The sequence below is a fragment of the Giesbergeria anulus genome, assembly GCF_900111115.1.
GTDB lineage: Bacteria > Pseudomonadota > Gammaproteobacteria > Burkholderiales > Burkholderiaceae_C > Simplicispira > Simplicispira anulus.
Map to the genome: position 1 here is coordinate 21,762 of NZ_FOGD01000010.1, position 25,456 is coordinate 47,217.

At 58.9% G+C, this 25,456-nt stretch carries 20 protein-coding genes; 11 read left to right on the forward strand and 9 right to left on the reverse strand.

All coding sequences use genetic code 11. The features are described 5' to 3' along the window. Positions 1 to 29: 29 nt before the first annotated feature. Together BMX55_RS12820 and BMX55_RS12825 are read right to left on the reverse strand one after the other, a co-directional pair. Positions 30 to 1,205 carry a cytochrome-c peroxidase gene (locus BMX55_RS12820; protein ID WP_091458335.1) on the reverse strand — a complete coding sequence of 392 codons (1,176 nt, stop codon included), beginning with the start codon at positions 1,203 to 1,205 and terminating at the stop codon, positions 30 to 32. Between the two features lie 116 nt (positions 1,206 to 1,321). Beyond that, complete coding sequence (locus BMX55_RS12825) at positions 1,322 to 1,951, reverse strand: response regulator transcription factor (protein ID WP_091458337.1); 630 nt, start codon at positions 1,949 to 1,951, stop codon at positions 1,322 to 1,324. Between the two features lie 520 nt (positions 1,952 to 2,471). Here BMX55_RS12825 and BMX55_RS12830 point away from each other — a divergent pair. Together BMX55_RS12830 and BMX55_RS12835 are read left to right on the forward strand one after the other, a co-directional pair. Further along, a complete protein-coding gene (locus tag BMX55_RS12830; RefSeq protein ID WP_091458339.1) occupies positions 2,472 to 4,226 on the forward strand; it encodes a methyl-accepting chemotaxis protein in 1,755 nt (584 codons plus the stop codon). Between the two features lie 18 nt (positions 4,227 to 4,244). Next, a complete protein-coding gene (locus tag BMX55_RS12835) occupies positions 4,245 to 4,616 on the forward strand; it encodes a hypothetical protein (protein ID WP_091458342.1) in 372 nt (123 codons plus the stop codon). Between the two features lie 21 nt (positions 4,617 to 4,637). Here BMX55_RS12835 and BMX55_RS12840 read toward each other — a convergent pair whose 3' ends face one another. Beyond that, the gene (locus tag BMX55_RS12840; RefSeq protein ID WP_091458344.1) at positions 4,638 to 5,759 is read right to left on the reverse strand and encodes an alkene reductase; all 1,122 of its coding nucleotides are present in this window, start codon (positions 5,757 to 5,759) and stop codon (positions 4,638 to 4,640) included. 230 nt (positions 5,760 to 5,989) lie between these two features. Between BMX55_RS12840 and tauA the strand changes: the two genes are divergently transcribed. Genes tauA through BMX55_RS12855 form a run of 3 tightly spaced genes read left to right on the forward strand, consistent with a single transcriptional unit; the run spans position 5,990 to position 8,709 of the window. Further along, positions 5,990 to 7,003: a taurine ABC transporter substrate-binding protein gene (gene tauA, locus BMX55_RS12845; RefSeq protein ID WP_091458346.1), complete on the forward strand. Its 1,014-nt coding sequence runs from the start codon at positions 5,990 to 5,992 to the stop codon at positions 7,001 to 7,003. Beyond that, positions 6,993 to 7,829 carry a taurine ABC transporter ATP-binding protein gene (locus BMX55_RS12850; protein WP_425432071.1) on the forward strand — a complete coding sequence of 279 codons (837 nt, stop codon included), beginning with the start codon at positions 6,993 to 6,995 and terminating at the stop codon, positions 7,827 to 7,829. The genes tauA and BMX55_RS12850 overlap by 11 nt, the downstream gene beginning before the upstream one ends. A 34-nt stretch (positions 7,830 to 7,863) precedes the next feature. Further along, positions 7,864 to 8,709: an ABC transporter permease subunit gene (locus BMX55_RS12855; RefSeq protein ID WP_091458472.1), complete on the forward strand. Its 846-nt coding sequence runs from the start codon at positions 7,864 to 7,866 to the stop codon at positions 8,707 to 8,709. Positions 8,710 to 8,755: 46 nt separating this feature from the next. Here the strand turns inward: BMX55_RS12855 and gstA are convergent, their stop codons facing one another. The 4 genes from gstA to BMX55_RS12875 form a co-directional block, all read right to left on the reverse strand. Next, complete coding sequence (gstA, locus tag BMX55_RS12860; protein ID WP_091458348.1) at positions 8,756 to 9,361, reverse strand: glutathione transferase GstA; 606 nt, start codon at positions 9,359 to 9,361, stop codon at positions 8,756 to 8,758. A 97-nt stretch (positions 9,362 to 9,458) separates the two neighbouring features. Then, positions 9,459 to 11,072, reverse strand: coding sequence for a polyphosphate:AMP phosphotransferase (pap, locus tag BMX55_RS12865; RefSeq protein WP_091458350.1), 1,614 nt, complete (start codon positions 11,070 to 11,072; stop codon positions 9,459 to 9,461). A 72-nt stretch (positions 11,073 to 11,144) separates the two neighbouring features. Beyond that, positions 11,145 to 12,707 carry a methyl-accepting chemotaxis protein gene (locus BMX55_RS16865; RefSeq protein ID WP_091458352.1) on the reverse strand — a complete coding sequence of 521 codons (1,563 nt, stop codon included), beginning with the start codon at positions 12,705 to 12,707 and terminating at the stop codon, positions 11,145 to 11,147. Beyond that, entirely contained in the window at positions 12,704 to 13,276 is a 573-nt protein-coding gene (locus BMX55_RS12875) for a cob(I)yrinic acid a,c-diamide adenosyltransferase (RefSeq protein WP_091458474.1), read from the reverse strand. Before BMX55_RS12875 ends, BMX55_RS16865 begins: the two co-directional genes overlap by 4 nt. A 149-nt stretch (positions 13,277 to 13,425) precedes the next feature. Between BMX55_RS12875 and BMX55_RS12880 the strand changes: the two genes are divergently transcribed. Both BMX55_RS12880 and BMX55_RS12885 read left to right on the forward strand, forming a co-directional pair. Then, the gene (locus tag BMX55_RS12880; RefSeq protein WP_091458354.1) at positions 13,426 to 14,856 is read left to right on the forward strand and encodes an FAD-binding oxidoreductase; all 1,431 of its coding nucleotides are present in this window, start codon (positions 13,426 to 13,428) and stop codon (positions 14,854 to 14,856) included. Positions 14,857 to 15,539: 683 nt separating this feature from the next. Beyond that, positions 15,540 to 16,958 carry an aminotransferase-like domain-containing protein gene (locus tag BMX55_RS12885; RefSeq protein WP_091458356.1) on the forward strand — a complete coding sequence of 473 codons (1,419 nt, stop codon included), beginning with the start codon at positions 15,540 to 15,542 and terminating at the stop codon, positions 16,956 to 16,958. Positions 16,959 to 16,960: 2 nt separating this feature from the next. Here BMX55_RS12885 and ccoG read toward each other — a convergent pair whose 3' ends face one another. Beyond that, positions 16,961 to 18,403, reverse strand: coding sequence for a cytochrome c oxidase accessory protein CcoG (gene ccoG / locus BMX55_RS12890; protein ID WP_091458358.1), 1,443 nt, complete (start codon positions 18,401 to 18,403; stop codon positions 16,961 to 16,963). 314 nt (positions 18,404 to 18,717) lie between these two features. On the opposite strand from ccoG, the gene BMX55_RS12895 reads away from it, so the two are divergent. Beyond that, complete coding sequence (locus BMX55_RS12895; RefSeq protein WP_091458360.1) at positions 18,718 to 20,259, forward strand: YifB family Mg chelatase-like AAA ATPase; 1,542 nt, start codon at positions 18,718 to 18,720, stop codon at positions 20,257 to 20,259. A 90-nt stretch (positions 20,260 to 20,349) separates the two neighbouring features. Further along, positions 20,350 to 22,806: a GspE/PulE family protein gene (locus BMX55_RS12900; protein ID WP_245751448.1), complete on the forward strand. Its 2,457-nt coding sequence runs from the start codon at positions 20,350 to 20,352 to the stop codon at positions 22,804 to 22,806. Between the two features lie 84 nt (positions 22,807 to 22,890). Here BMX55_RS12900 and tnpA read toward each other — a convergent pair whose 3' ends face one another. After that, positions 22,891 to 23,319 (reverse strand): IS200/IS605 family transposase, encoded by a 429-nt coding sequence (tnpA, locus tag BMX55_RS12905; protein ID WP_091458478.1) that lies wholly within the window; start codon positions 23,317 to 23,319, stop codon positions 22,891 to 22,893. Positions 23,320 to 23,364: 45 nt separating this feature from the next. On the opposite strand from tnpA, the gene BMX55_RS12910 reads away from it, so the two are divergent. After that, the gene (locus tag BMX55_RS12910) at positions 23,365 to 24,447 is read left to right on the forward strand and encodes an RNA-guided endonuclease InsQ/TnpB family protein (protein ID WP_091458362.1); all 1,083 of its coding nucleotides are present in this window, start codon (positions 23,365 to 23,367) and stop codon (positions 24,445 to 24,447) included. 102 nt (positions 24,448 to 24,549) lie between these two features. After that, positions 24,550 to 25,443, forward strand: coding sequence for a CoA transferase (locus tag BMX55_RS12915; RefSeq protein ID WP_091458363.1), 894 nt, complete (start codon positions 24,550 to 24,552; stop codon positions 25,441 to 25,443). Positions 25,444 to 25,456: the final 13 nt, after the last annotated feature.

Consider the following 25,456-nt stretch of genomic DNA (forward strand, 5'->3'; position numbering starts at 1 on the left):
GGCCATAAGCCCCTGATTTCTTATACTGCTCAATGGTTTTTCCATCCATCGGAGAGTGTTTTTAAGAATGCGATTAGATCATCGATTTCTGCATCGTTCAGTGCTGGAGCTTGCCCCGGTTGGCGGCCATAAGGTGCTTCAGCGGTATTAACGTTGGCTTGCCACTGCACCGGTATATCATCAAATTTTTGCACACTGCCATCGGCATTGAGCGGATACCACTTTTCGGGATTGGTATCGCGTTGCACATAAAAGTTTAGTGCATCTTTGAGCGTATTGAATTTGCCATTGTGAAAGAATGTTTGGCGCAAGGCCACATTGCGCAATGAGGGCACCTTGAAGGCCCCGCACAAATCTTGCCGTGCTGCTAGCTCCGGGCGCGCACACAGCCCCAAATCGAAATAACTGGGATCGTTGTTGGCGGTAATATTGCGGTTGCGGGGAACGCCTAAATTGTCGTAAGTAAAGTCGGTAAACAGGGGATGGCTACCATCGGCACTTTTGCCTGATGGGTGGCATGCGGCGCAGTTGCCTTTGTTCTCGTCATTAAACAGTGCCAAGCCACGGGCCTCTGGTGCCGTGAGCGTGGCTTGGCCGCGCAACACAGCGTCGTACTTGCTGGTATAGGCGTTGAACTCGCTGTCTTCGCGTTGGTAACGCTCTAGGGCTTGGAGTAGCTTGTCAAACGCCACATCGGTGTTTTGCAGCACCTCAGCGCCATAAAGCGCCTTGAAGTTGCTGGCCCATGCGGTTTGCCCGATTTTGGCAACCACGCTGGCTTTGTCTGGGTTAGCCATTTCGCGGGGGTTCAACAGCGGCCCGGCGGCTTGCTCGGCCAAGGTGTTGGCCCGCCCATCCCAAAAAAATCCACCCGTTGGGGTGTCTTCTTCGTCAAAGTGAAAGGGCGTGTTTTTTGCCAAGTAGCGCAGTGCCGGAGAGGTGCGCAAGCCCTGAACATCTAAATGCTGACCGCCCAATTGCGCGGCCAGTGCATTGGGCGCGCTGTGCCCCGACGCGCTGGCATGGCAACTGGCACAAGACTGCTGGCCTGAGGCGGAAAGCAGCGGCTCATGAAAGGCACGCTCGCCCAAGGCGGCCTCTGGGCTTAAAGTGGACTGTGTACCGTCGCCACTACAACCGGCCAGTACACCCACCGCCAACAGACATCCAACCCAAGAAGTGCGAAAAGCAGTGCAAAAAAGCATAAGAAGAAGGCCAATAGCGGCGCAGTGAATGGGCAAATTGCCATTCACAATTCTAAACAAGAATTATTCTTAATTGTAAGAATATACCGCACGTGTGTGCCACCAGCGGCGCTTTTTCAGTGGCTGGGGCGTAGCAAATTGGCCAGCTCGACCGCCGATTTGACTTGCATTTTGTCGAACACGCGCGCGCGGTGGACTTCCACCGTGCGCACGCTGATGTCCAACTGGTCGGCAATCAGCTTGTTGGGCAGCCCCTCGACCACACATTGCATCACGGCGCGCTCGCGCTCAGTGAGATCGGCCAAGCGGCACTGCACGCTCTGGCGCTGGCGCAGGTGCTCCAAATGCTGCGCCGATTGGGCCAGTGCCTGCTCAATGCGGTCTACCAAGGCGTTGTCGGAAAAGGGTTTTTCGCAAAAATCAAACGCGCCGCGCTTGACGCTATCGACAGCAGTGGGCACATCGGCATGGCCGGTTAGAAAGATCACTGGCATGGCGGCCACAGCGCCACGGGCCAGCAGGGCGTCAAACAGGGCCAACCCGCTCATGCCCGGCATACGCACATCCAGCAGTAGGCAGCAAGGCTGGGGCGTGCCGCTGCGCAGGGCCAGTGCGACCTCCAACGCCTCGGCGCTGGCGTAGGTCTCACTGGGCAGGCGGCGCGAGCGCAACAGCCAGGCGAGCGCCTCGCGTACGCTGGCATCGTCATCAACGATATAAACGGTGGCATTGGCAACAGGCTCCATAGTCTTCTCAGGTTTTTTCTGGTTCGGGTGCGGTGGTGGGCACGGTCAAGAAGAGTACCGCAGGCAGCACCACCTTTTTAGGCGGTAGCTTTTGCCATCTTCCAAGAAGTGGCACCTATCTATAGACATTACAGCGCCACTTCACGCACTGCTCCATCCAGTAGTTCTTGGGGGACACTGTGTGTGTTTTCAGTGCAGCTACCAACCGTTAACCGTTGTTGGCCGTACAGATTAAATCGGGCCTCGTCTCGGCGCAAGCCTTCACTCAGGTAGGAGGTGAGCAGCGTTTGGTAGCCTGCCAAACCTCACTTAGGGGCCATGCAAAAATCGTACTCTTCCCCCCTATTGTTACAAAGGGAGCGCTTGCGAGGCCTGTGCCGCAGTGCAATTGGCAATCGGACTGCTGTTGTACTTATAAAAAAATGATGGCGTTGCGCTGCTAGCATGGCAAACTGTCATGTTGTTGACAATTGCCCAAAAATTTTGCGGCTAGATACATTTTCCAAAGGAGTTCCTCACCATGACGATCAATTCGCTCATGCGCCATTTCACTATCCGTACGCGCATGTTGGGTGCTATTGGGGTCGTGATGGGTTTGCTCGCGCTGCTGGGAGGCTCGGGTTTGCTGGGGATGTACCGCATCACCGTACTGACCGAAAAATTTTTGATCATGTCTTACAGCGAGCTGCAATTGCTAGGTCAGTTGCGCACCGAGCTCGGTGCCGTGCGGCTGTACGAAAAAGACATGATCATCAACTACGAAAAGTCTGCGGCGGTGCGTGAGGCACACCGTCGCTGGCAGGCTAGCCTGCAAAAGACCGAGGAACTGACAAAAAAAATGCAGGAGGGTGAGCCAGATGAGGACAACGCCATTGCGGAAAAACTGTGGGAGGCAATAGCAGCCTACCGTGACCAATTTGCCCCCATCGTGCGCCAATTAGAGAATGAGGGCTACGATTCGGCCACGGTGGCCAACCGCCTGAGCCGCCATGCGGTGGCCCAGTTTGATGCAGCCGACAAGCTGCGCATGGAGCTAGAAGCATCATTGGAGCGAGAAGCCAAAGAAGCAGTAGCTATGCAAGAGCACCTGACACTCCAAACACAGTGGCTGTTTGGTTTACTGATGGTATTGACTGTGTTGATCGTGGCACCCACCACGGTGCTCAATATGAACTCAATTTGTCGCCCGCTGGCAGAGGCCGAGCGCTTGGCCAAAGCCATTGCTGGGGGTGATCTGTCGCAGCGGTTGGAGGTGACAGGCCAAGACGAAGTGGCTAATTTGCAACGCTCTTTGCTCGATATGCAGCAGGGATTGAGCGGACTGGTGGCCCAAGTGCGTGATGCCAGCAGCAATATTGCAACGGCCAGTGCCGAAATCGCGATGGGCAACCAAGATTTGTCTTCGCGCACCGAGCAAACCGCCCAACACGCCCAAGGGGCCGTTGGCTTTTTGTCACAACTGACTACTACGGTGCAACAGGCGGCCTCGTCGGCACAGTTGGCCAATCAGTTGGCGTTGTCGGCCTCTAGCACCGCCAGCAATGGCGGCACAGTGGTGGCCCATGCGGTGGGCAGTATGCACGGCATTGCGCACTCGAGCCGCAAAATTGCCGACATCATCAGCGTGATTGATGGCATTGCATTTCAAACCAACATTTTGGCGCTCAATGCGGCAGTAGAGGCTGCGCGTGCCGGTGAGCAGGGCCGGGGCTTTGCTGTGGTGGCCTCCGAGGTGCGCAGTTTGGCCGGGCGCAGTGCTGCGGCTGCCAAAGAAATCAAAACCCTGATTGATGCCAGTGTACAAGCGGTAGATGGCGGTGTGCGCCATGTAGAGGATGCGGGCCGAGTGATGGGAGAGATGGTGCAAAGCGTGCAGCACGTGGGTGACATCATTGGTGAGATCAGTGCAGCAGCTTCTGAGCAGTCCAGTGGTATTGGTCAGGTCAATGATTCGGTGGCCGAGATTGACCGCATGACACAGCAAAATTCGGCGTTGGTTGAGCAGTCGGCAGCCGCCGCGCAGTCGCTGCGCGAACAGGCCCGGCGCTTGTCGCAGGTGGTGCAACAATTTCACTTGGCTGATGATGGTTTGAGGGTTTTCTCGCCATTTTCTGCTTCTGCTTCTGCTTCTGCTTCTGCTTCTGCTTCTGCTTCTGCTTCTGCTTCTGCTTCTGCTTCTGCTTCTGCTTCTGCTTCTGCTTCTGCTGTCACGCGCACGGCTCCAGCTTTACCCACGGCAGTACGGCGCAGCGCGCCTCGCCTTGGTCAGGCGTAAAAACGGGGGGGTTATGCCATGACAACCAAGCACTTTGGCTTTCGTGTGGCGGCTGTGCTGCTCTTATGGGGCAGCTTGGCCGGGGCACCTGCCTTGGGCATGAACAAATGCACCAGCCCCAACGGCGGTGTGACCTACCAAGACGACGCTTGCACCCTTGGCAGGGCAGAAAAAGCCAACATTCCGCATTACACGCCACCACCACCGCCAGGTGCTGCGGCTGTTGCCACTGCAGTAGTGCCGGTGGCCGGCACTGCGCCGCCACCTAGCACTCCCAAGGCCAAAGCCAAGGGCCTGCCTGAGGATGCAGTGGTGCATACCGGCCCACGTGGGGGCCGCTACATTATTTTGCCCACCGGCAAAAAGCGCTACCTACCCAAAGAGTCTTGAGCTGGGTGCAAGGCGGCGGCTTTAGGCTTTGGCCAGTGTGGGGTAGTCCAGATAGCCCGCAGCGCCGCCACCATAAAAGGTGCTGCTGTCCCAAGGGTTGAGCGGCGCATCTTGTTGCAAGCGCTTGACCAGATCGGGGTTAGAGATAAAGGGTTTGCCAAAGGCCACCAAATCGGCATGGCCGCTGCGCACCACATCTTGCGCCAGTGCGTTGGTATAGCCGTTGTTGAGCATCCAAGCGCCCTTGCCACCGGCGTTGCGGTAGGCGGCCTTGAGGGCGGCATAGTCAAATGGTTGCCCGGGCAGTTCACGCGGGCCGCCGGTGGCACCCTCCACCACATGGATATAGGCCAAGCCCAGCGGGGCCAGATGCTGCACCACGTATTCAAACAGCGCTTGGGGGTCGGCGTCGCTGATGCCATTGGCGGGCGTGACTGGCGAGAGGCGAATGCCTACCTTGCTGCCACCAATGGCCTCCGCCACCGTGCGGGTTACTTCTAACAGCAGACGGGCGCGGTTTTTGATGCTGCCGCCGTAGTCGTCCTTGCGCTGGTTAGCTCCGGTTTTGAGAAACTGCTCTAGCAAATAACCATTAGCGGCATGGATTTCAACGCCATCAAAGCCAGCGCTGTCTACGGCGTTGCGCGCTGCGCTTTGGTAATCGTGAACAATGCCGGGCAGTTCGGACACATCCAGCGCGCGGGGCGTGGAGGTGGGTACAAAACGGCCTTGGCCGGTGGCCGCATCGATAATAAAAGTTTTGCTTTGCGCTGCAATGGCCGAGGGGGCCACGGGCGGCTGGTTGCCCGGTTGCAGCGAGGTATGCGAGATGCGGCCCACATGCCACAACTGCACCACCACCTTGCCGCCACCATCGTGGATGGCGCTGGTAACCTTTTTCCAGCCATCCAATTGCTCGGTGCTGTACAGGCCGGGGACATCGGCATAGCCTTGGGCCTGCGGGCTGATGGCCGTGGCCTCAGTGATGATGAGGCCCGCGCTGGCACGTTGACCATAGTATTGCGCCATCATGGCGGTGGGCACGGCACCCGGTGCCCGGTTGCGTGTAATGGGGGCCATCACGATGCGGTTGGCCAGACTCATGTCACCGACATGGGTGGGAGAAAACAAGGTAGTGGGCATCGAAAAACCTTTCAGGGGTGTGACAGGTGGAAAAACCATAGCGTAACGCCGTGGTGCAAAACTTGGTGTGAAGAACTAGGTTGGCATTACTTCATCATTTTTTGCATATGCAAACGCAAAAGCGTTCCAAGACGCTATGCCTGCTCCTGCCTAGAATTTTTCCTCATACTAGGTGCGCCAAAATTGCTGCACCCGGTCTTTTCCGCTGGATTTAGACAGGACATTTTTCGATGGCAACACGTAGAACAAGCATTCAGGCTGTGGGCTTGGCTCTGGGCACGCTGCTGGGCTTTGGCGCTCTGGCACAAACCCGTGAGGTGGTGATCGGCTACCAAGACATGGTGGTGCCTTGGCGCTACGCGCAAGAAACCCGCGAGGTCGAAAAGCGCACCGGCTACAAGGTGACTTACCGTAAGCTCGGTAGTGGTGCTGAGGTGGTACGTGCGCTGGCCTCGGGGGCCATTCACATTGGTGAGGCTGGCTCATCGCCATTTGCTTCTGCGCTGTCGCAGGGCGTACCTATTGAGGTTTTCTGGATTCTGGACAACATCAACGATGCCGAAGCCTTGGTAGCGCGCAACGGTGCGGGCATCACTCAACTGGCCGACCTCAAGGGCAAAAAAATTGGCCTGCCGTTTGTGTCTACTACACATTTTCATGCGCTAGTGGCCTTGCAAGACGCGGGTGTCGATCCTAAAAACGTGCAGGTTTTAAACTTGCGGCCACCCGAAATTCTGGCCGCTTGGGAGCGTGGCGACATTGATGCCACCTTTGTCTGGGACCCAGTGCTAGCCAAGGTTAAAAATAATGGCAAGGTGATTGTGACTTCGGGTCAGATTGCAGCTAAGACGGGCAAGGCTACGTTTGATGCTTTGGCCGTCACTAAAGCCTTTAGCAAAGAGCATGACACCTTCCTCACCCAGTTTGTGCAGGTGCTGGCTGATGCAGACAAGGCCTACACCAGCAACAAGGCAGCGTGGAGTGCTGATTCGGCCCAAGTCAAGGCACTAGCCAAATGGAGTGGCGCAGAGGCCCCCACCGTGCCCGCCAGCCTAGCGCTCTATGCCTTTGTGCCCCCGGCAGAGCAAGCGTCGCCGCAGTGGCTTGGTGGCGGCAAGGATTCGGTGGTGGTGCGTTCGCTGGCGGCTACAGCCGCGTTCCTGAAAGAGCAAGGCACGATCCAGAACGTGCTGCCCGATTACTCGGTGGGCGTAAATCCAGCATGGGTGCGGCGTGCCAAGTGAGGGGCATGCAGTAGCACGCGGGCTACAGATACACGGCCTGAACGTGCGGTATGCCGACGCACGGCATTCCTCGTCCGTGCTGGCGTTGCACAACGTGGATTTGGACATTGCTTCAGGCGAGCTGGTGGTGGCGCTGGGAGCCTCAGGCTGTGGCAAAACCACGTTGCTCAACTGCATTGCCGGCTTTACAGAGGCATCGTCTGGCCGCATCACGTTGGACGGTCGTGATGTGACCGGGCCGGGGGCAGAGCGCGGCGTAGTGTTCCAGAAGCATGCGCTCATGCCTTGGCTGAATGTGGTTGACAACGTAGCGCTGGGCTTGCGCCTGCGCGGTGTGCCACGCGACACCCGCCGCCGCTTGGCCGCCCAGAAGCTGGCCTTGGTGGGCCTAGAAGCTTTTGCGCAGGCCCCCGTGTGGCAATTGTCGGGTGGCATGCAGCAACGCGTGGGCATTGCGCGGGCTTTAGCCAGCGACCCCGACGTGCTGCTCATGGATGAGCCGTTGGGCGCGCTTGACGCATTCACGCGTGAATCTTTGCAGGAGCTGGTGTTGCAGTTATGGCAGCGCACAGGCAAAACCATTTTCTTTATCACCCACGACGTGGAGGAGGCACTGTTTCTTGCCTCGCGCCTGATTGTGATGACACCACGCCCTGGCCGCATTGCCCAGCAGCATGGGCTGGCGTTCAATCGCGAGTACCTAGGTGGCCGGGCGGCCCGTGCAGTCAAGTCAGATGCGCAGTTTATCGCTTGGCGTGAACGGGTGCTGGACTGGATTGCCCCCGGCGTGGCCAACGATGCCGATGTGGGGCTTGTCCATGCCTGACACCATCAGTCATGCTCTATTGGCCCAGCCGGGCATGGGCAGCGATGCACCAGCAGTCAGCGTGCCCAATGCACCACCTGTGCTGCGCGCTGTAGAGCCCTTTCGTTTGCCGGGCAGTGCACCCAGCCGGGCCATCAGTGCAGGCTGCGTTACGACCCTCGTGCTGCTGTGGTGGCTGGCTACATGCCAAGGCTGGGTTGCACCCCTGTTCTTGCCTGCACCAGACGCTGTGCTGCGCGCATTGAGCGATGGTTGGCAGGGCAACATTCAGGGGGGTGAACCCCTGTGGGTTCACCTACAGTGGAGTGCCATGCGTGTGTTTGGCGCATTTGCGCTGGCGGTAGTAACGGCGGTGCCAGTGGGCATTGCTATGGGCGTCAGCCATGTGGCACGTGGCCTGTGTGATCCGCCTATCGAGTTCTATCGCCCGTTACCACCACTGGCCTATCTGCCACTGATCGTGATCTGGTTTGGCATTGATGAGACAGCCAAAATTTTGCTGATCTACCTGGCCTGTTTTGCTCCTATGGCACTGGCAGCGAAGGCGGGGGTGCGCAGTGCCAGCGTGGAACAGATCAATGCTGCCTTGTCCCTGGGCGCGACGCGCTGGCAACTGGTGTGGCATGTGATCGTGCCCGCCGCGTTGCCCGAGATCATGGTTGGGCTGCGCATAGCCATCGGTTTTGGCTGGACTACGCTGGTAGCTGCTGAGATGGTCGCAGCCACGGTGGGGCTGGGGCAGATGGTGCTCAATGCCTCTAACTTTTTGCGCACCGACGTGGTGGTAATGGGCATCTTGGTCATCGGCCTGATGGCTTGGGGGTTTGACTGGTGGATGCGCTGGCTGGAACAGCGCTTTGTGCCTTGGAAAGGCCGGTAGGCCGCCGCAGTGCACACAAGACGGCCCACGCCAAGCGCAGTGCTTGTTAATTCAGCAAACCTTCGGCACGCAGGGCAGCTTGCACACCGGGGCGAGCTTCCATGCGCTGCTTGAAAGCGGCAAGGTGGGCCATCGCACTGGTATCTACACCCACCAACCGGCCCCAGCGGCTGGTGGTGTAGAGGTAGGCATCAGCCACGCTGAACGCGCCCAGCAGATAGTCTTTGTCTGCCAGTTGCTCATTGATCCAAGCAAAGCGCGACAGCAAGCGCTCACGCACCACGGGTTTGTAATCTTCGGGGGTGGTAGGAGCAAACAGCGGGCTGTGGCCCTTGTGGATTTCAGTGCTGATGAAGTTGAGCCACTCTTGCAGGCGGTAGCGCTCTAGCGTGCCATTGGCGGGAGCGAGGTTTTTGTCTGGCACCTGATCGGCAATATATTGCACGATGGCCGGGCCTTCGCGCAGGCGTTCGCCGTTGTCTAGTTCTAGCACGGGCACATACCCCAGCGGGTTGATGGTGTAGAAATCGGTGCCATCGGGCAACAGGTGCGTTTTGGTGCTAGCCACAATCGCTTCAAACGGCAGGCCCGCTTCGTGCAACGCGATATGGGGCGAGAGGGAGCAGACACCGGGCGAGTAATACAGCTTCATGGGAAAAAAGTCTCCAAGGGTTGAAACAACACATTCAGGGTGCCATGCTATGCGTTGCCGCCCGGCAGCGTTGGCTGCGGGCTACAAAAGGCATGGATCACTCAGGCTTTTCTGCGCCGGGGGCTTGCTCGGTAGCCAGCTTCTGCGGCTTGTCTTTGCCCTTTTTACCCTTGTGGGGTTTGCTGGGTTTTTCGGGTTTTTCGGGGCGAATGGCTGTTTGCCTAGAGGGCGGTGCTTGCAACTCAGCTTCTAGGCGCTCGCACAGGGTGCGCAAAATTTTGATACGGGCATATCTTTTGTCATTGGCCTCGATCAGTGTCCAAGGAGCGGTGCCGGTGCTAGTGCGCTCCACCATATCGCACACTGCTTGCTGGTAGGCATTCCATTTTTCGCGGTTGCGCCAGTCTTCATCGGTAATTTTGAAGCGCTTGAAGGCGATTTTTTCGCGCTCTTTAAAGCGGCGCAATTGCTCATCTTGGCTGATCTGCAACCAAAACTTGATAACGATGGTGCCCGCATCAGCCAGCTCGTGTTCAAAGTCGTTGATCTCGGTGTAAGCGCGCAGCCAGTCGTGTTCTTTGCAAAAACCCTCTACGCGCTCGACCAGTACGCGGCCATACCAAGTGCGGTCAAACAGCGTGATATGGCCGTGGCGCGGCAGGTGACGCCAAAAGCGCCACAGGTGTGGCTGGGCACGTTCTTCTTCGGTGGGAGCAGCAATGGGCACCACTTGGTACAAGCGCGCATCGAGTGCAGCGCAAACGCGCCGGATGGCACCGCCCTTGCCTGCGGCATCGGAGCCTTCAAAGGCGCAGACCACGGCCCGGTTGCGGAACGCTGGGCTGCGCGAGAGTTCGGCCAGTCGGCCTTGCCAGTGCGCCAGCTCGTTTTCGTAGTGGTCTTGGGTTAAGGACAGTTGTTGGTTGAGTACCGACAGCACATTGCGGCCATCAATGTCGGTGCGTACCAGCGGTGCCACAGTGGAACCTAGGAGGTTGGGGTTGTCTAGGCGCGCGCGCATGGCACTGAGCACGGTTTGGCCCACGGTCAGGGAGCGGTAGCAGTCATCACTGCCATCGACCACCACCCAAGGTGCCCAAGGCGTGTTGGTCATGCGCAAAAAATGCCCAGCCACTTTTTGCAATTTGTCGTGGGTTTTGAGGCGATCCCAGTTCCATTTGGTCACGCGCCATGCGGTGTGTGGGTCGCTCTCTAGGTCTTTGAGGCGCTTTTTTTGTGCGTCGCGCGTCAGGTGGAACCAAAATTTGAGCACCAGCGCCCCCTCGTTGACCAGCATGGCCTCAAAGCGGTTGATCTGGTCGGCGTGGGCATCGACCTCTTGCAAGGTGATGTTGCCCAAAATGCGCTCGCGGATGGTGTCTGAATACCAAGAACCAGCAAAGATGCCCACGCGCCCCTTGGGCGGCAGAGCGCGCCAGTAGCGCCACATGGGGGGGCGTTCGCGCTCTTCTTCGCTGGGGAGAGAAAACGCCAAGGTGGACAAAAAGCGTGGGTCCATCCACTCGTACAACAGGTTGATGGTCTCACTCTTTCCAGCACCGTCTTGGCCGCTGATGAGCAGCACCACCGGCATTTTTTTGCCCTCGTACAGATCGACTTGGGCCTCTAGCAGTGCTGCTCTTAGGGCCGGGACGGCAGCTTTGCAGACCGATTTTTTGATCTTGTGGGCAATCTCTGCGGATTCAAACATGGCTGACCTCCTGCATGGGAAGCAACCAATATAGCCTTTGATGGGTGGTTTGGGCAGAGGATTAGGGCCACTTTAGCCATCATTGCGCAGCCGAAACACACTGACAGCTTGCACCAAGCACTGCGCCTGCTGCTCTAGTGACTGGGCGGCAGCGGCGGCTTGCTCGACCAGCGCCGCGTTGGACTGCGTGACCTGATCCATTTGTGACATGGCTTGGTTGATTTGGTCGATACCGACGCTTTGGTCTTGGCTGGCGTGGGTAATGTCGCCCATGATGTCGGTCACCCGGCGCACATTCACAACGATTTCATCCATCGTGGCACCGGCGCGCTCAACATGGACACAACCCTCACTGACATTGCTCACCGAGGTGTCAATCAGTGCTTTGATCTCCTTGGCGGCACTGGCCGCTCGCCCAGCCAAGCTGCGCACTTCGGAGGCCACCACGGCAAAGCCCCGGCCTTGCTCACCAGCACGGGCCGCCTCTACTGCTGCATTGAGCGCCAAGATATTGGTTTGAAACGCAATGCCATCAATCACGCTGATGATGTCGGCAATTTTGCGCGATGACACATTGATAGCCTCCATTGTGTGCACCATCTGTGCCACCACCGCGCCGCCCTTCACGGCCACTTGCGAGGCAGCATCGGCAATTTGGTTGGCCGTTTTGCTGTGCTCAAAGTTTTGGCGCACGGTGCTGGTCAGCTCGTGCATGGAGGCCACGGTTTGCTCTAGCGCGCTGGCCTCTTCTTCGGTGCGCGAAGATAGATCAATATTGCCTGCTGCAATTTGCCGCGTGGCACTGGCCATGCTTTCAGCCCCGCTGCGCACTTGGCTCACGATGCTGCTCAGGCCCTCGTCCATCTCGCGCAGGGCGCGCAGCAGATCAGTGGTTTCGTCGCGGCCCTTTATGTCGTTGATCGGGCTGCCCAAATTACCGGCAGCCACTTGCTGGGCAATTTGCACTGCCCGCTTGAGCGGGGCCACAATGGAGCGGGTAATCCACAGCGCCAGCACTGTGCCCAGCACCAGCCCCGCCAAAGCCTGGGCCATTAGCAGCCAGCGCGCCGTGCCAATCTCGCGCAGCACATAGTGGCCGGTGTCGTCCACGCGCTTTTGTTGCAGGCTATTGAGCGCATCGACAGGCCCTTGTAGGGCATCTAGCGCGGGTAGGGTCTCTTCTTGCAGCAATTGCCGGGCCTTGGCGTGGTCACCGGACTCTACCAACGTGCGCACGCGGCTAAACGATTGCACATAGTGCCCACGCATCTCCCTCACTTGGGCCAACAGAGCTTTGCCCTCGGCACTATGCACCAGTTGCTCTAGTGTGGCTAAGGCTTTGTCGATGGCTAAGCGGTTGGCGGCAATTTTTTCTTTACTTTGGGCGTGATGGGCATCGTCCATAAACAGCACCAGCGCCATCGTGTGGCGGGCGTTGGCGCGTGTCAGGGCTTCGATGGTGCTGGTGGCTTCGGCCTTCACCCAGTCTTCATCGACCAATTGGCTGTTGGCATCAGCCACCCGGCTCATTTGCAAAATGGCAATGGCAGCCATCAGCAGCATCATGCACATTAGCAGACCAAAGCCCAGCTTGAGGCGCAGGCCAATTTTGAGTTGTGACAGGCCCCAGTTCATGCTGTGCTCTCTTGCTGTTGCGTCAACCGGACGCTACGCCAGTACACATCGTCACCACCATCAACGCGGTTGAGCACGCGTGCCAGCACAAACATCAGATCAGACAGGCGGTTGAGGTATTGGCGCGGTGCATCGTGCAAAGACTCCTCGTTGCCCAGTGCTACCACGGTGCGCTCGGCGCGGCGGGCCACGGTGCGGCAGACATGGGCTTGGCTGGCAGCACGGTTGCCAGCGGGCAAGATAAATTCCAGCAGACGCGGCAGCATCGCGTTGTAGTGGGCCAGTGCCTCATCGAGCTGCGCCAAGGCACTGGCCTGCAACAACTGGTAACCCGGAATGGACAGCTCCCCGCCCAAGTTGAACAACTGGTGCTGCACATCGCCCAGCAGATCGCGCACATCTTGTGGCACTGCCTCGCACAGGAGCAGACCAATGTGGGCATTGAGCTCGTCCACCTCGCCCATGGCATGGATGCGCAGGCTATTTTTGGAGACGCGCTGGTTGTTGCCCAAACCTGTGGTGCCGTTGTCACCGGTGCGGGTAGCGATTTCTGTTAAACGATTGCCCATAAATTTTGTCTCTCTGGTCTGTGGCGGCCGCACGGTGCGGATAGCCGATGTGCCATTGTCGGACACAGCAGCCGAAAATTCGATGTCAGGGCCTTTGAGGCTTGCTACCGGCCCGGTGGTATTCTTCGCCGCCACCGCAGAGCCAGTTTATGAACCGCCCAGCCACCCCGCTCCACGCCCCCCTCCCCGAACTGGCCCCCCGTGCCATACCTGCGGCCTTCATGCAGGCCCTGCAAGCCCGTTTTGGCAGTCAGTGCGCTACTGCCCAAATCGTGCGCGAGCAGCATGGCCGCGATGAATCGGCCTACGCCGCCATGCCCCCGCCCGATGCCGTGGTGTTTGCCGAAAGCACCCAAGACGTGAGCGATGCCCTGCAACTGGCCCACCAGCACGCCGTGCCGGTGATTGCCTTTGGTGCCGGTAGCTCACTAGAGGGGCACTTGCTGGCGGTGCAGGGCGGTATCAGCTTGGATGTATCGCGCATGAACCAAGTGTTGTCGGTCAATGCCGATGACCTGACGGTGACGGTGCAAGCGGGCGTAACGCGCAAACAGCTTAATGAGGCGGTGAAATCCACCGGCCTGTTTTTTCCGATTGACCCTGGTGCCGACGCTACCTTGGGTGGCATGTGTGCCACCCGTGCCAGCGGCACCAACGCCGTGCGCTACGGCACCATGCGCGAGAACGTGCTGGCGCTGCAAGTGGTGATGGCCGATGGCAGCGTGGTTCGCACCGGCTCGCGGGCCAAAAAAAGCAGCGCAGGCTACGACCTGACGCGCCTGATGGTGGGCAGCGAAGGCACCTTGGGCATCATCACTGAAGTGACGGTCAAGCTCTATCCGCTGCCCGAGGCGGTATCGGCTGCCATTTGCTCGTTCCCCAGCATTGAGGCTGCAGTACGCACTGTGATCCAGACCATCCAATTGGGCGTGCCCATTGCCCGTGTCGAGCTGATTGATGCTAACAGCGTGCGCATGGTCAACCGCTATGCCAAACTGGGCCTGCGCGAAGAGCCGCTGCTACTGATGGAGTTTCATGGCTCGCCCACAGGGGTGCAGGAGCAGGCACAGACGGTGCAAGACATCGCCCGCGAACTGGGCGGCAATGATTTTGAATGGGCCAGCACCCCCGAAGAGCGCACCCGGCTGTGGACGGCCCGGCACAACGCCTTGTTTGCCGCCATTGCCAGCCGCCCCGGCTGCAAGGCTATATCGACCGATACCTGCGTGCCCATCAGCCGCTTGGCCGATTGCCTGCTGGACTCGGTGGCCGAGGCCGATGCCAGTGGCATCCCGTATTTTCTGGTGGGCCATGTGGGCGATGGCAATTTTCACTTTGGCTACCTGATTGACCCCGACAGCACCGACGAGCGCGCACGGGCCGAGCAGCTCAACCAATCACTGGTGCAACGGGCCATTCAGATGCAAGGCACTTGCAGCGGCGAGCATGGCGTGGGCTTGCACAAAATGGGCTTTTTGCTGGAAGAAGCGGGCGCGCCTGCGCTGGCCGTGATGCGCGCCATCAAGCAAGCGCTAGACCCGCACAATATCCTCAACCCCGGCAAGATTTTTAGCCTGTAGCGCGCACCCTGGTGGCTGCTGCCCACACGGCCTACCATGAAGGTACCATGCGCGCAGCATGAGAAAACCTAAAAAGCCGCTGCCTCATGAAAAGGGTCGGCTGCTGCGCCGTTTGCAACCAAGCTTTCGTCGCTGCCCAAGCAGATAAAAACACCTACGCTTTAGCAGTTTGGGCTGGCGTTTGCAAAATTCTAGGTTTGCCTCGATGGTGGGCTATTAATTTTTTCCTATGGGTGGAGTAGGGTGATTCGGTATGAAAAGCCGAAGCATTTTATTTATTGACCACCACATTTTTGCAAAAATTTAAGCAAATGGATGCAGCAAAAAAACAACCAAAAAGGTAGCAAATATATTATATTTTAATTAAAGAAGGCAGAATCAAAAATGGCAACATTATGAAATTCAAGCGCCATTATTTAATTTTATTAGACAAATCAAAAAATTTACCGCCTCTCTCCGGAATAATTATTCAAAAATCTAGTTGTATTTTTAAAAAAACATAAAATTCTCTGCGCGCAAAAATCAATATGCATTTACCATCCACCGACTGACGACATTGATTGCTCGTATGCTTGCGGCACAGCAATTAGCCACAATACCCAAGGAACAGGCCAGAGTAAATTAAAAATAATGACAGATACAAATTATTTAACCATTATTTAGATAAAAATTTACTACCCCGAATGAAACGCTACGAAACCTTGGCTGCCGATATCGCAAGCTCTATCCAGAGTGGTTTGCTACGCCCCGGCGACCGGCTGCCCTCGGTGCGCCATACCTGCACCAGCCGGGGCGTCAGTGCCTCCACGGTGTTTCAAGCCTATTACCTGCTAGAGGCGCGTGGTTTGGTGCAAGCGCGCGAGCGCTCCGGTTACTACGTCAACCCCAGTTTGCGCCGGGCACCACCAGAGCCAGAATTGCCCTCACAACCGGGTGATGCCGCCATTGCCGTGGATGTGAGCGAACGGGTGTTTGAGGTGCTGCAATCGAGCATGGCCCGGCAAGTGGTGCCGCTGGGGTCGGCCTTTCCTAGCCCACTGCTGTACCCACTGCAACGCCTAGGCCAGTGCCTTGCCACCAGCGCACGCACCCTCAACCCGTGGAGCACGGTAGACGACCTTACCCCCGGCCATGCGGGCCTGCGCCGCCAGATTGCACTGCGCTATCTGGCCGCAGGCGTGGCCGTGCCTGCCGAAGACATCGTGATTACCAACGGCGCACTAGAGGCACTGAACCTGTGCCTGTCTGCCGTTACCCGCCCTGGGGATGCGGTGGTGGTGGAGTCCCCCACCTTTTACGCCGCCCTGCAAGCGCTGGAACGCCAAGGCTTGCAAGCCATAGAGGTGCCCACCCACCCGCGCGAGGGCATCGACTTAGGGGCACTGGAGGCGGCCATCGTGCGCCACCGGCCCCAAGCCTGCTGGCTGATGACCAATTTTCAAAACCCGCTGGGCAGTTTGGTGCCCACGGCAAAGAAAAAAGCACTGGTAGAACTCATCACCCGCTACCAATTGCCGCTGATTGAAGACGATGTCTATGCCGAGCTGTATTTTGGCGACCAGCGCCCGCTGCCCGCCAAAGCCTTTGATACCGAAGGGCTGGTGCTGCATTGCTCTTCGTTTTCCAAATGCTTGGCACCGGGCTATCGCATTGGCTGGGCAGCACCGGGGCGCTTTACCCGCGCCGTAGCGCGGCAAAAACTCACCACCACACTCAGCGCCTCGGTGCCAGTGCAAATGGCGCTGGCGCTGTATTTGGAGCAGGGTGGCTTTGACAAGCATTTGCGCAAACTGCGCCAAACGCTGGCCGGGCAGCAGGCACTGTTTGCCGAGGCCGTAGGACATTACTTTCCCGCAGGCACACGAGCCACCCGGCCCGAGGGCGGCTACCTTTTGTGGGTAGAGTTGCCTGAAGGCTGCGATACGCTGCACTTGCACCGGCAAGCACTGGCCCAGCACATCAGCGTGGCACCGGGGCCAATTTTTTCGGCATCGCACGCCTTTAGCCACTGTTTGCGCCTGAACTACGGCCATGCTTGGAATGCCCGCACCGAGCAAGCACTGGCCACGCTGGGCCAATTGGCAGGTACCTCGCTGGCGTAGCTTCATCGCGGCAGCAAGAAGGTGGTGTTCTCACGCAGGGACAGCCCCGGCTGCCCTAAGGCGACAAAGTCCAGCACCACCGAGTGCGGGCCGGTGGGCAAGGCATCGTGGGGCGCGCGCAGGCGCAGCACCACCCAGCGCGAACTGGCCGCCTGCACTTCCACCTCAGCCTCCGAGGCCACTTGCAAGCCTACTATGCCGCTGGCCGCTACCCGGTAGCGCTGAGGCTGCTCGGTGGCATTGGCAATCTGCAAGCGGTAAACGTTTTCCACTAGCCCTTGCCCCACCTGCCGCGCCAGCACGCCCCGGTCACGGATGACATCGACTTTCAGGGGCGTACGCACCGCCAAACTGACCACACTAGCCACCGTCAGGGCTACCAACGCTACGCTGTAGAGCAATACACGCGGACGCAGCACCCGGCGCAACACCTGAGGCAGACTCCAGCCTTGTGCCAACGCATTGGCAGTGGTGTAGCGGATCAGGCCACGCGGGTATTGCATCTTGTCCATCACCGAATTGCAAGCATCTACACACAGGCCACAGCCAATGCACTCGTACTGCAAACCGTTGCGGATGTCGATGCCCACCGGGCACACCTGCACGCACAGGGTGCAGTCAATGCAATCGCCCAGCCCCTGCGCCTTGGCATCCACTGCCTTGCTGCGCGGCCCACGGGTTTCGCCACGGGCGCTGTCGTAGGTGACGATCAGGGTGTCGGGGTCAAACATGGCGCTCTGAAAGCGCGCATAGGGGCACATGTATTTGCAGATTTGCTCGCGCAAAAAACCTGCATTGCCATAGGTCGCTAAGGCATAAAACAGCACCCAAAAGATCTGCCAAAAGCCTTGCAGCGCCATGACTTCTACCGCCAGCGTGCGAATGGGCACAAAGTAGCCGACAAAGGTAAAGCCCGTCCACAATGCTACGGCCAGCCATAAACCCTGTTTGAGCGATTTTTTCCAGAGCTTTTCTGCCGTCCACGGCGAGGCATCCAAGCGCAGGCGGGCGCTACGGTCGCCTTCGACATGGTGCTCAATCCACAAAAAGATTTCGGTGTACACCGTCTGCGGGCAGGCAAAGCCGCACCACAAGCGCCCCGCCACCGCTGTGAACAAAAACAGCGACAGCGCCGAAATAATCAGCAGTGCCGTGAGATAGATAAAGTCTTGCGGGTACAGCAGCCACCCAAACAGGTAAAAGTGCCGCTGCTCCAGATCGAATAGCAACATCTGCCGCCCGTTCCACTGCAACCACGGCACGATGTAAAAAAACAACTGCGTCAGCCACACCATGATCCAGCGCCAGCGCGCTAGCACCCCCTTGATAGAGCGCGGCTGGATTTTGACCTGCGCCTCGTAGAACGAAACCGATGCAGGCTCCGGGGTGATGGGAATGACTTTGCGCGGTACAGGCGGGCGTGGGGGAAGGGAAGGGTCTGACATAGGGGCCTTGCAACAATCGCCGGTGGGCGTATACGGCTCCCCCGGCTTCAAGGCCCCAACTATGGAATGGCAAGCAGATAGATAACAGCAGCAGATGCAGCCATCTGGGGCATATCAGATGCACACGCACACCCAAGTAGATGGGGGTTAGCGCAGCGTCATCCAACAAATCCGCTAAAACTGGCAGCAGTTGGGTAGCCATGTGGCAGCGGCCCTTGCTGCTAAAGTAATTGCCCGGCTGGTGTAAAACCGCTCTGCTTCAGAACGTGTTTGCGATCTATCTGGTGCGGCACCTGTCTAGGGAGAAAAAGCCAATGAGTCTTGCGCTAGTGCAAAGTCGTGCCCTGTTGGGCTTGCAGGCCCCACCCGTAACGGTAGAGGTGCATCTGGCCAACGGCCTGCCCAGTTTTACGCTAGTAGGGCTGGCCGATGTAGAAGTCAAAGAGGCCCGCGAGCGCGTGCGCTCGGCGCTGCAAAACGCCGGGCTAGAGTTTCCACACAACAAACGCATCACCGTCAATTTGGCCCCGGCAGATTTGCCCAAGGATTCGGGGCGCTTTGATTTACCCATTGCCTTGGGTATTTTGGCTGCCAGCGGCCAAATTGACGCTGCCCGGCTGGCCGGGTACGAGTTTGCGGGCGAGTTGTCGTTGTCGGGCCAGTTGCGGCCCGTGCGTGGCGCGCTGGCCACCAGTTTGGCCTTGCACACCGGGCAGGTACAGGCCCGGCTGGTGTTGCCGCCGGGCAGTGCCGAAGAGGCCGCGCTGGTGCCGGGCGCTCAGGTCTATCGCGCCCGCCATTTGCTTGATGTGGTGCAGCAGTTTTTGCCGCAGGGGTGCTTATTGGATGGCGATGCGGCCCCAGAGGCTGATGGTTGGGCACGCATGAGTGCCCAGCCCGCACAGGCCCCGGCAGCCTGTGCCGATTTGGCTGATGTCAAAGGGCAGGCTGGAGCACGGCGGGCGTTAGAGATTGCCGCTGCCGGGGGCCACAGCCTGTTGTTGCTGGGGCCACCGGGTTCAGGCAAATCGATGTTGGCGCAGCGCTTGGCCGGGGTGCTGCCCGCCATGAGCGTGGATGAAGCCCTGCAAAGCGCCGCCGTAGCCAGCTTGGCCGGGCGCTTTGCACTAGAGCGCTGGGGCCAGCGCCCTACTTGTAGCCCACACCACACGGCCAGCGCTGTGGCGCTGGTGGGCGGTGGCTCCCCACCACGGCCCGGAGAAATCTCACTGGCCGATCATGGCGTGCTGTTTTTGGATGAGCTGCCAGAGTTCTCGCGCCCAGCGCTGGAAGCGCTGCGCGAGCCACTAGAGAGCGGCCAGATCACCATTGCCCGCGCCGCGCAGCGGGCGCAGTTTCCGGCCCGCTTCCAACTGGTGGCAGCAATGAATCCCTGCCCCTGCGGCTACCGTGGCTCGCCCCAGCGCGCGTGCCGCTGCACCCCAGACCAAGTGGCGCGTTACCAAGGCAAACTCAGTGGGCCACTGCTCGATCGCATTGATCTGCATGTCGAGGTGCCCGCCCTGCCCGCGCAAGACCTGCTGGGCACGCCGCCGGGCGAGTGCAGCGCCAGCGTGCAGGCGCGCGTGGTGCAAGCGCGCGCACGGGCGCTACAACGCCAAGGGCGCAGCAACCAAGCCCTGCAAGGCCAAGCCATTGATGAGCATGTGCAATTAGAGCCAGCGGCAGCACAGTTTTTGCAACAGGCCGCAGCGCGGCTGGGCTGGTCGGCGCGGGCCATGCACCGGGCGCTGCGCGTGGCGCGCACGATTGCCGATTTGGCCGGGGCGCAACACACCCAAATCAGCCATGTGGCCGAGGCCATGCAATACCGGCGTGGCTTGCACGGCGGCTAAAACCACAGACCACCGAGGTAGTTTTGTCGTGGTGCTTTGACGGGCGGGCATACTCTTTTGCTATTGCCTGCTCCGATGTAATGGTTGACTATGCCCGCTACTACCGCACCTTCAACCCTTGTTTCCGCTGAGACCATCCACTGGCCAGCCATCCCCGGTGGCGGTTATGCGTCCGTTGTCACGACCCCAGACGGGCTGGCCTGCCAGATGGAGGCCATCAACGGCCAAGTGCGCCGCCTGTTGTTGGTATCTGCCAGCGAAGCCGGGCGTTTTTTTTTGGTGCAGCAGCCCCCAGCCCGTACCACCATGACGCTGCGCTTTGCCATGGTGCGCAAACTGTGGCTCAACACACCACTGCAACCGGACACGGCCACCGCCGGGGCTGCCCAGCCCAGCCGCTTTTTGTTAACCCTGCGCCATGCCGATTTGGTGCGGGGCCAGACCGTGGGCCATGTAGAAAACGGCATGGGCCTGTTTTTGTTTCAGCCTGTGGGGGGCGAAGGTGGGCCGCTGGAATGTGTTTTTTACCCCCGCGAGGCTTACCAAAAGGTGCGGTGGCTGGATGATTCGGCCCCAGCGGTGCCGCCTGCCCCCGCCACAGCCAACCCGGCACCCGCTGCACCAGCCCCTAAGGAGAGCGAGCCGGCCCCGCCCGCTTCGTTGTCCAACAGCGCCATCGTCGATCCTGAGCAACTCTTGGTGGCTCTAGAGCAGCAGGCGCGCATGCCGGTGGTGCGCATTGGTGAGGCACTGACCACACTGGGGCTGGTCACCAGAGAGCAGTTGGCCGAGGTGCTAGAAAAGCAAAAGACCGAGCGTGGTGCCCCGCTGGGTGAGATGCTGGTGCAAAGCGGCACAATTTCGCGCGAAGACTTGCAGATGGCGCTGGTACGCAAGATGGGCTACCCGGTGGTGGATGTGTCCCGGTTCCAAATTGATGCCGAATCCCTGAAAAAAGTACCCTTTGCGATGGCCCAGCGCCTGCATGTGTTGCCGCTGTTGTTGCGCCCCGGTCTGTTGGTGGTAGCCGCCGAAGACCCGTCCTTGCGCTCCACCATTGATGCATTAGAGTTTTTAACCCAGTCGCGTGTGTTGGCGGCGCTGGCCAGTGCGGCCCAGCTTGCAGAACTGGTTGAGCCCAGCTACGCCCATGCAGGACTCAATACTTCTGGCGGCCATGCCAGCGGACGGCCCCAAGAGCAGGCAGCGCCCGCATCAGCCAACGAACTGCGCGCCTCGCTAGAGTTCGATAGCAGCCAAGAAGAAGAGACCATAGACAACGCCCCCCAGATTACCCAGACCGACAACTCGCTGGTGCGCCTGATTAACACCATGATCTTGGATGCGCAAAAGCAAGGAGTCTCAGATATCCACATCGAAACCTACCCCACCAAGCGCAAAATTCGCATTCGTTTTCGGCGCGATGGTGTGCTGGCCCCGTACATGGAGCTGCCGCACACCTACCGCTCGGCATTGGTAGCCCGCATCAAAATCATGTGCGAGCTAGACATCTCCGAGCGGCGCAAGCCCCAAGATGGCAAGATCAACTTCAACAAATTTGCCAGCGGCCACCATTTGGAGTTGCGCGTAGCCACCATCCCCACGCAGGCCGGTGCCGAAGACGTGGTGCTGCGCCTGCTGTCATCAGCCAAAGCTGTCAGCTTGCAAGCGCTCAATCTCTCGCCGCCCAACCAGCGCCAACTGACCGATGCCATTGAACGCCCCTATGGCATGGTGCTGTGCGTAGGCCCCACAGGCTCTGGCAAGACCACCACATTGCATTCGGTGCTGCAACACCTCAACACCCCTGAGCGCAAAATTTGGACGGCGGAAGACCCGGTAGAAATCACCAACCCCGATCTGCGCCAAGTGCAGGTCAATCCCAAAATCGACTGGACTTTTGCCAAGGCGTTGCGCTCTTTTTTACGTGCTGACCCCGACATCATCATGGTGGGCGAAATCCGCGACCAAGAAACTGCCCAGATCGCCATTGAGGCCTCGCTCACCGGTCACATGGTCTTGAGCACCCTGCACACCAACAGCGCTGCCGAGACGGTGATTCGCTTGTTGGACATGGGCATGGACCCCTTTAATTTTGCCGACTCGCTGTTGGCCGTGCTGGCCCAGCGCTTGGCACGCCAGTGGTGCCAGCAGTGCAAACGCACCGAGGTAGCCGATGAAGACTACATCCAAGCGCTGCTGCATGAGTACCTGCGCTCTTTTACCCCAGCCTTGTGCCCCGAACCCCAAGCCCTGCGCGAGGACTGGGTGCGCCAGTATGGCAAAGGCGGCCAGTTGTTGCGCACCCATGCGCCCGGCTGCGCCCATTGCCACCACACCGGCCTGCGTGGGCGCTTGGGGCTGCACGAACTGCTGGTGGTGGGGCCAGAGGTGCGCCAGTGCATACAGCAACACGCCCGGCCCGAAGAAATCGTCCAAGCAGCAATGGCACACAGCCACTTTCGCACCTTGCGCCAAGATGGCATTGACAAGGTGCTGGCGGGCCTGACCAGCCTAGAAGAGGTGCGTGCCAACTGCAACGGTTGATGGCGCTGGGGGGCATAGCATCACCAGTGCGCGGGAAGCCTCGGGGTTCAGCCCGAGGTCGAGAGTGCGGATGCCGTAGGCATCCTAATGGGGCGTTTGCTGTTCTTCGATGTATTGCCGAAGAATGTCTATCGGCGCACCACCGCAGCTTGAGGCAAAGTAAGAAGGCGACCATAGAACGCCTCTGCGTTGAAGCCACGGATGGAAGTCCCCAAACCGCTGGCGCAGCAAGCGCGCAGATACTCCTTTGAGCGAGGCCACTAAGTTGGACAAGGCTACTTTGGGCGGGTAGGTAATCAGCAAATGAACGTGGTCGTGCTCGCCGTTGAACTCCACCAACTCAGCATCAAAATCCCGACAAACACTGGTAAGAATGGGTTGCATGGCATCGAGATGCTCTTTCTTGAAGACATTGCGCCGATATTTAGTTACAAATACCAAATGAACATGGAGGGCAAATACACAATGTCTTCCGTGGCGTAAATCGCTATCTGTTTTGCGTGGACGGGCCATAAATTTCTCTTGAATTTGTTTCTTAGACCAATCATAATCCACAGCATGGATTGCACCAAAACCCTGCGCCTACGCATCAAAGACAAGCACGCCAAGGTGCTACGTCAGATGGCGCGGGAGGTCAATCAGGTTTGGAACTTTTGCAACGAAACCAGCCACCGTGCCATTCGTGAACGCCACCAGTTTCTCAGTGGCTACGACCTGCAAAAGCTAACCAACGGTTTCAGCAAATGCGATGGGGTGCAGATTGGCTCGCCTACCGTGCAACAAGTCTGCGAAGACTACGCCAAAGCACGCAAGCAATTCAAAAAGGCCAAGTTGCGTTGGCGCGTCTCCAACCCCCAAAGCAGCAAATACAGTTTGGGCTGGATTCCATTCAAAGCGCGGGCTTTGCAATACAAAGCAGGGCAGATTAGCTTTGCTGGCCAAAAATTTTGCCTTTGGGACAGCTACGGCTTGGCCGACTATGAATTGCGTGCAGGCAGCTTCAGCCAAGACAACCGAGGACGCTGGTACTTAAACATTGTCGTCAAGGTGCAGGCCAAGGACAACCAAGCCACGACATCGGTGGGCATCGACCTGGGATTAAAGGAAGCAGCCGTGGCTTCCAATGGTGAGCGCATCGAGGGACGTTTCTACCGCAAGCTGGAGATGGATTTAGCTATCGCCCAGCGTGCCCACAAGAAGCGGCGCGTGAAAGCCATCCATGCAAAAATTGCCAACCAGCGCAAAGATGCGCTGCACAAATTCAGCACGGCAATGGTGCAACAAAACGCCGCCATTTTCGTGGGCGACGTAGTGAGCAGCAAGCTGGTGAAAACCAAGATGGCCAAGTCCACGCTGGATGCGGGCTGGGCCATGCTAAAGACGATGTTGGAATACAAGAGCCATCAGGCCGGTGTCGTCTTTATGGAAGTCAACGAAGCCTATTCAACCCAGACTTGCTCGTGCTGCGGGAGTATTCCCGCCAGCAGTCCGAAAGGTAGAGCAGGACTTGGAATAAGAGAATGGAGGTGTAGCGATTGCGGGACGAACCACGACCGCGATGTAAACGCAGCACGCAACATTCTTGCGCTTGGACTCGAGCGTCTCGCAGGAGGAATCCAAGGCACTATTCCCAAAGGATAGTGTCGATGGAAGGCTCATTGCTGCAAGGCAGTGAGGAATCCCCGTCATTCATGACGGGGAGGAGGTCAAAATGTGGCGCTTGACCACCGCCTCTTTTTTGCCATGACTACTGCTTTTTCTGTCCAGCCCCTGCGCGGCGTGCGCGTCTTGAGTTTGGCGCTCAACCTGCCCGGCCCCGCTGCCCTGCTGCGCTGCGCTGGCATGGGTGCGCAGTGCACCAAGCTGGAGCCACCGCCCCCCGCCGGTCAGCCCACCGCCGACCCGATGCAGCACTACAGCCCAGCAGCCTATACCGCGCTGCACGAGGGCATCCAAGTCTTGCACGCCCAACTCAAGACCAGCGAAGGCCAAGCCGTGCTGCACGCTGCGCTGGCCGAGTCGGATGTGCTGCTGACGTCGTTTCGGCCCTCGGCGCTCAACAAGCTGGGGCTAGGCTGGGAGGCTCTGCACGAGCGCTATCCCCGGTTGTCATTGGTGCGCATTGTGGGTGCGGCGGGTGCGCGCGCCGAAGAGCCCGGCCACGACCTGACTTACCAAGCCGAAGCTGGGCTGCTGCAAGGCTTGCACATGCCCCCCACCCTGTTGGCCGATATGGCCGGTAGTTTGGCTGCCAGTGAGGCGGTGTTGCAGGCCCAACTGGCCCGCGCCCAAGATGGACAAGGCGTATGTTTAGAGGTGGGGCTGGCCGAGGCCGCCCACTGGATCGCTCTGCCGCAAAGCTGGGGCTTGATGCACACCGAGAGTGATACCGGTGGTGCCCATGCGGGCTACCAGATGTACCCGTGTGCCGATGGCCGGGTGGCGTTGGCTGCGCTAGAGCCCCACTTTGCTGCCCGTCTGTGCGCGGCGGCGGGCTTGCCCGCCCAAGGCGATGCGGCCACCATGCGCACTGCGGCCACCCGCGAGGCCATTGCCCAGTTTGTGGCTCCGCAAAGCAGAGCGCAACTAGAGGCGCTGGCGCAGGAAAAAGACATTCCGCTCTACACCTTGCCCTGACCAGCGCCAGCGC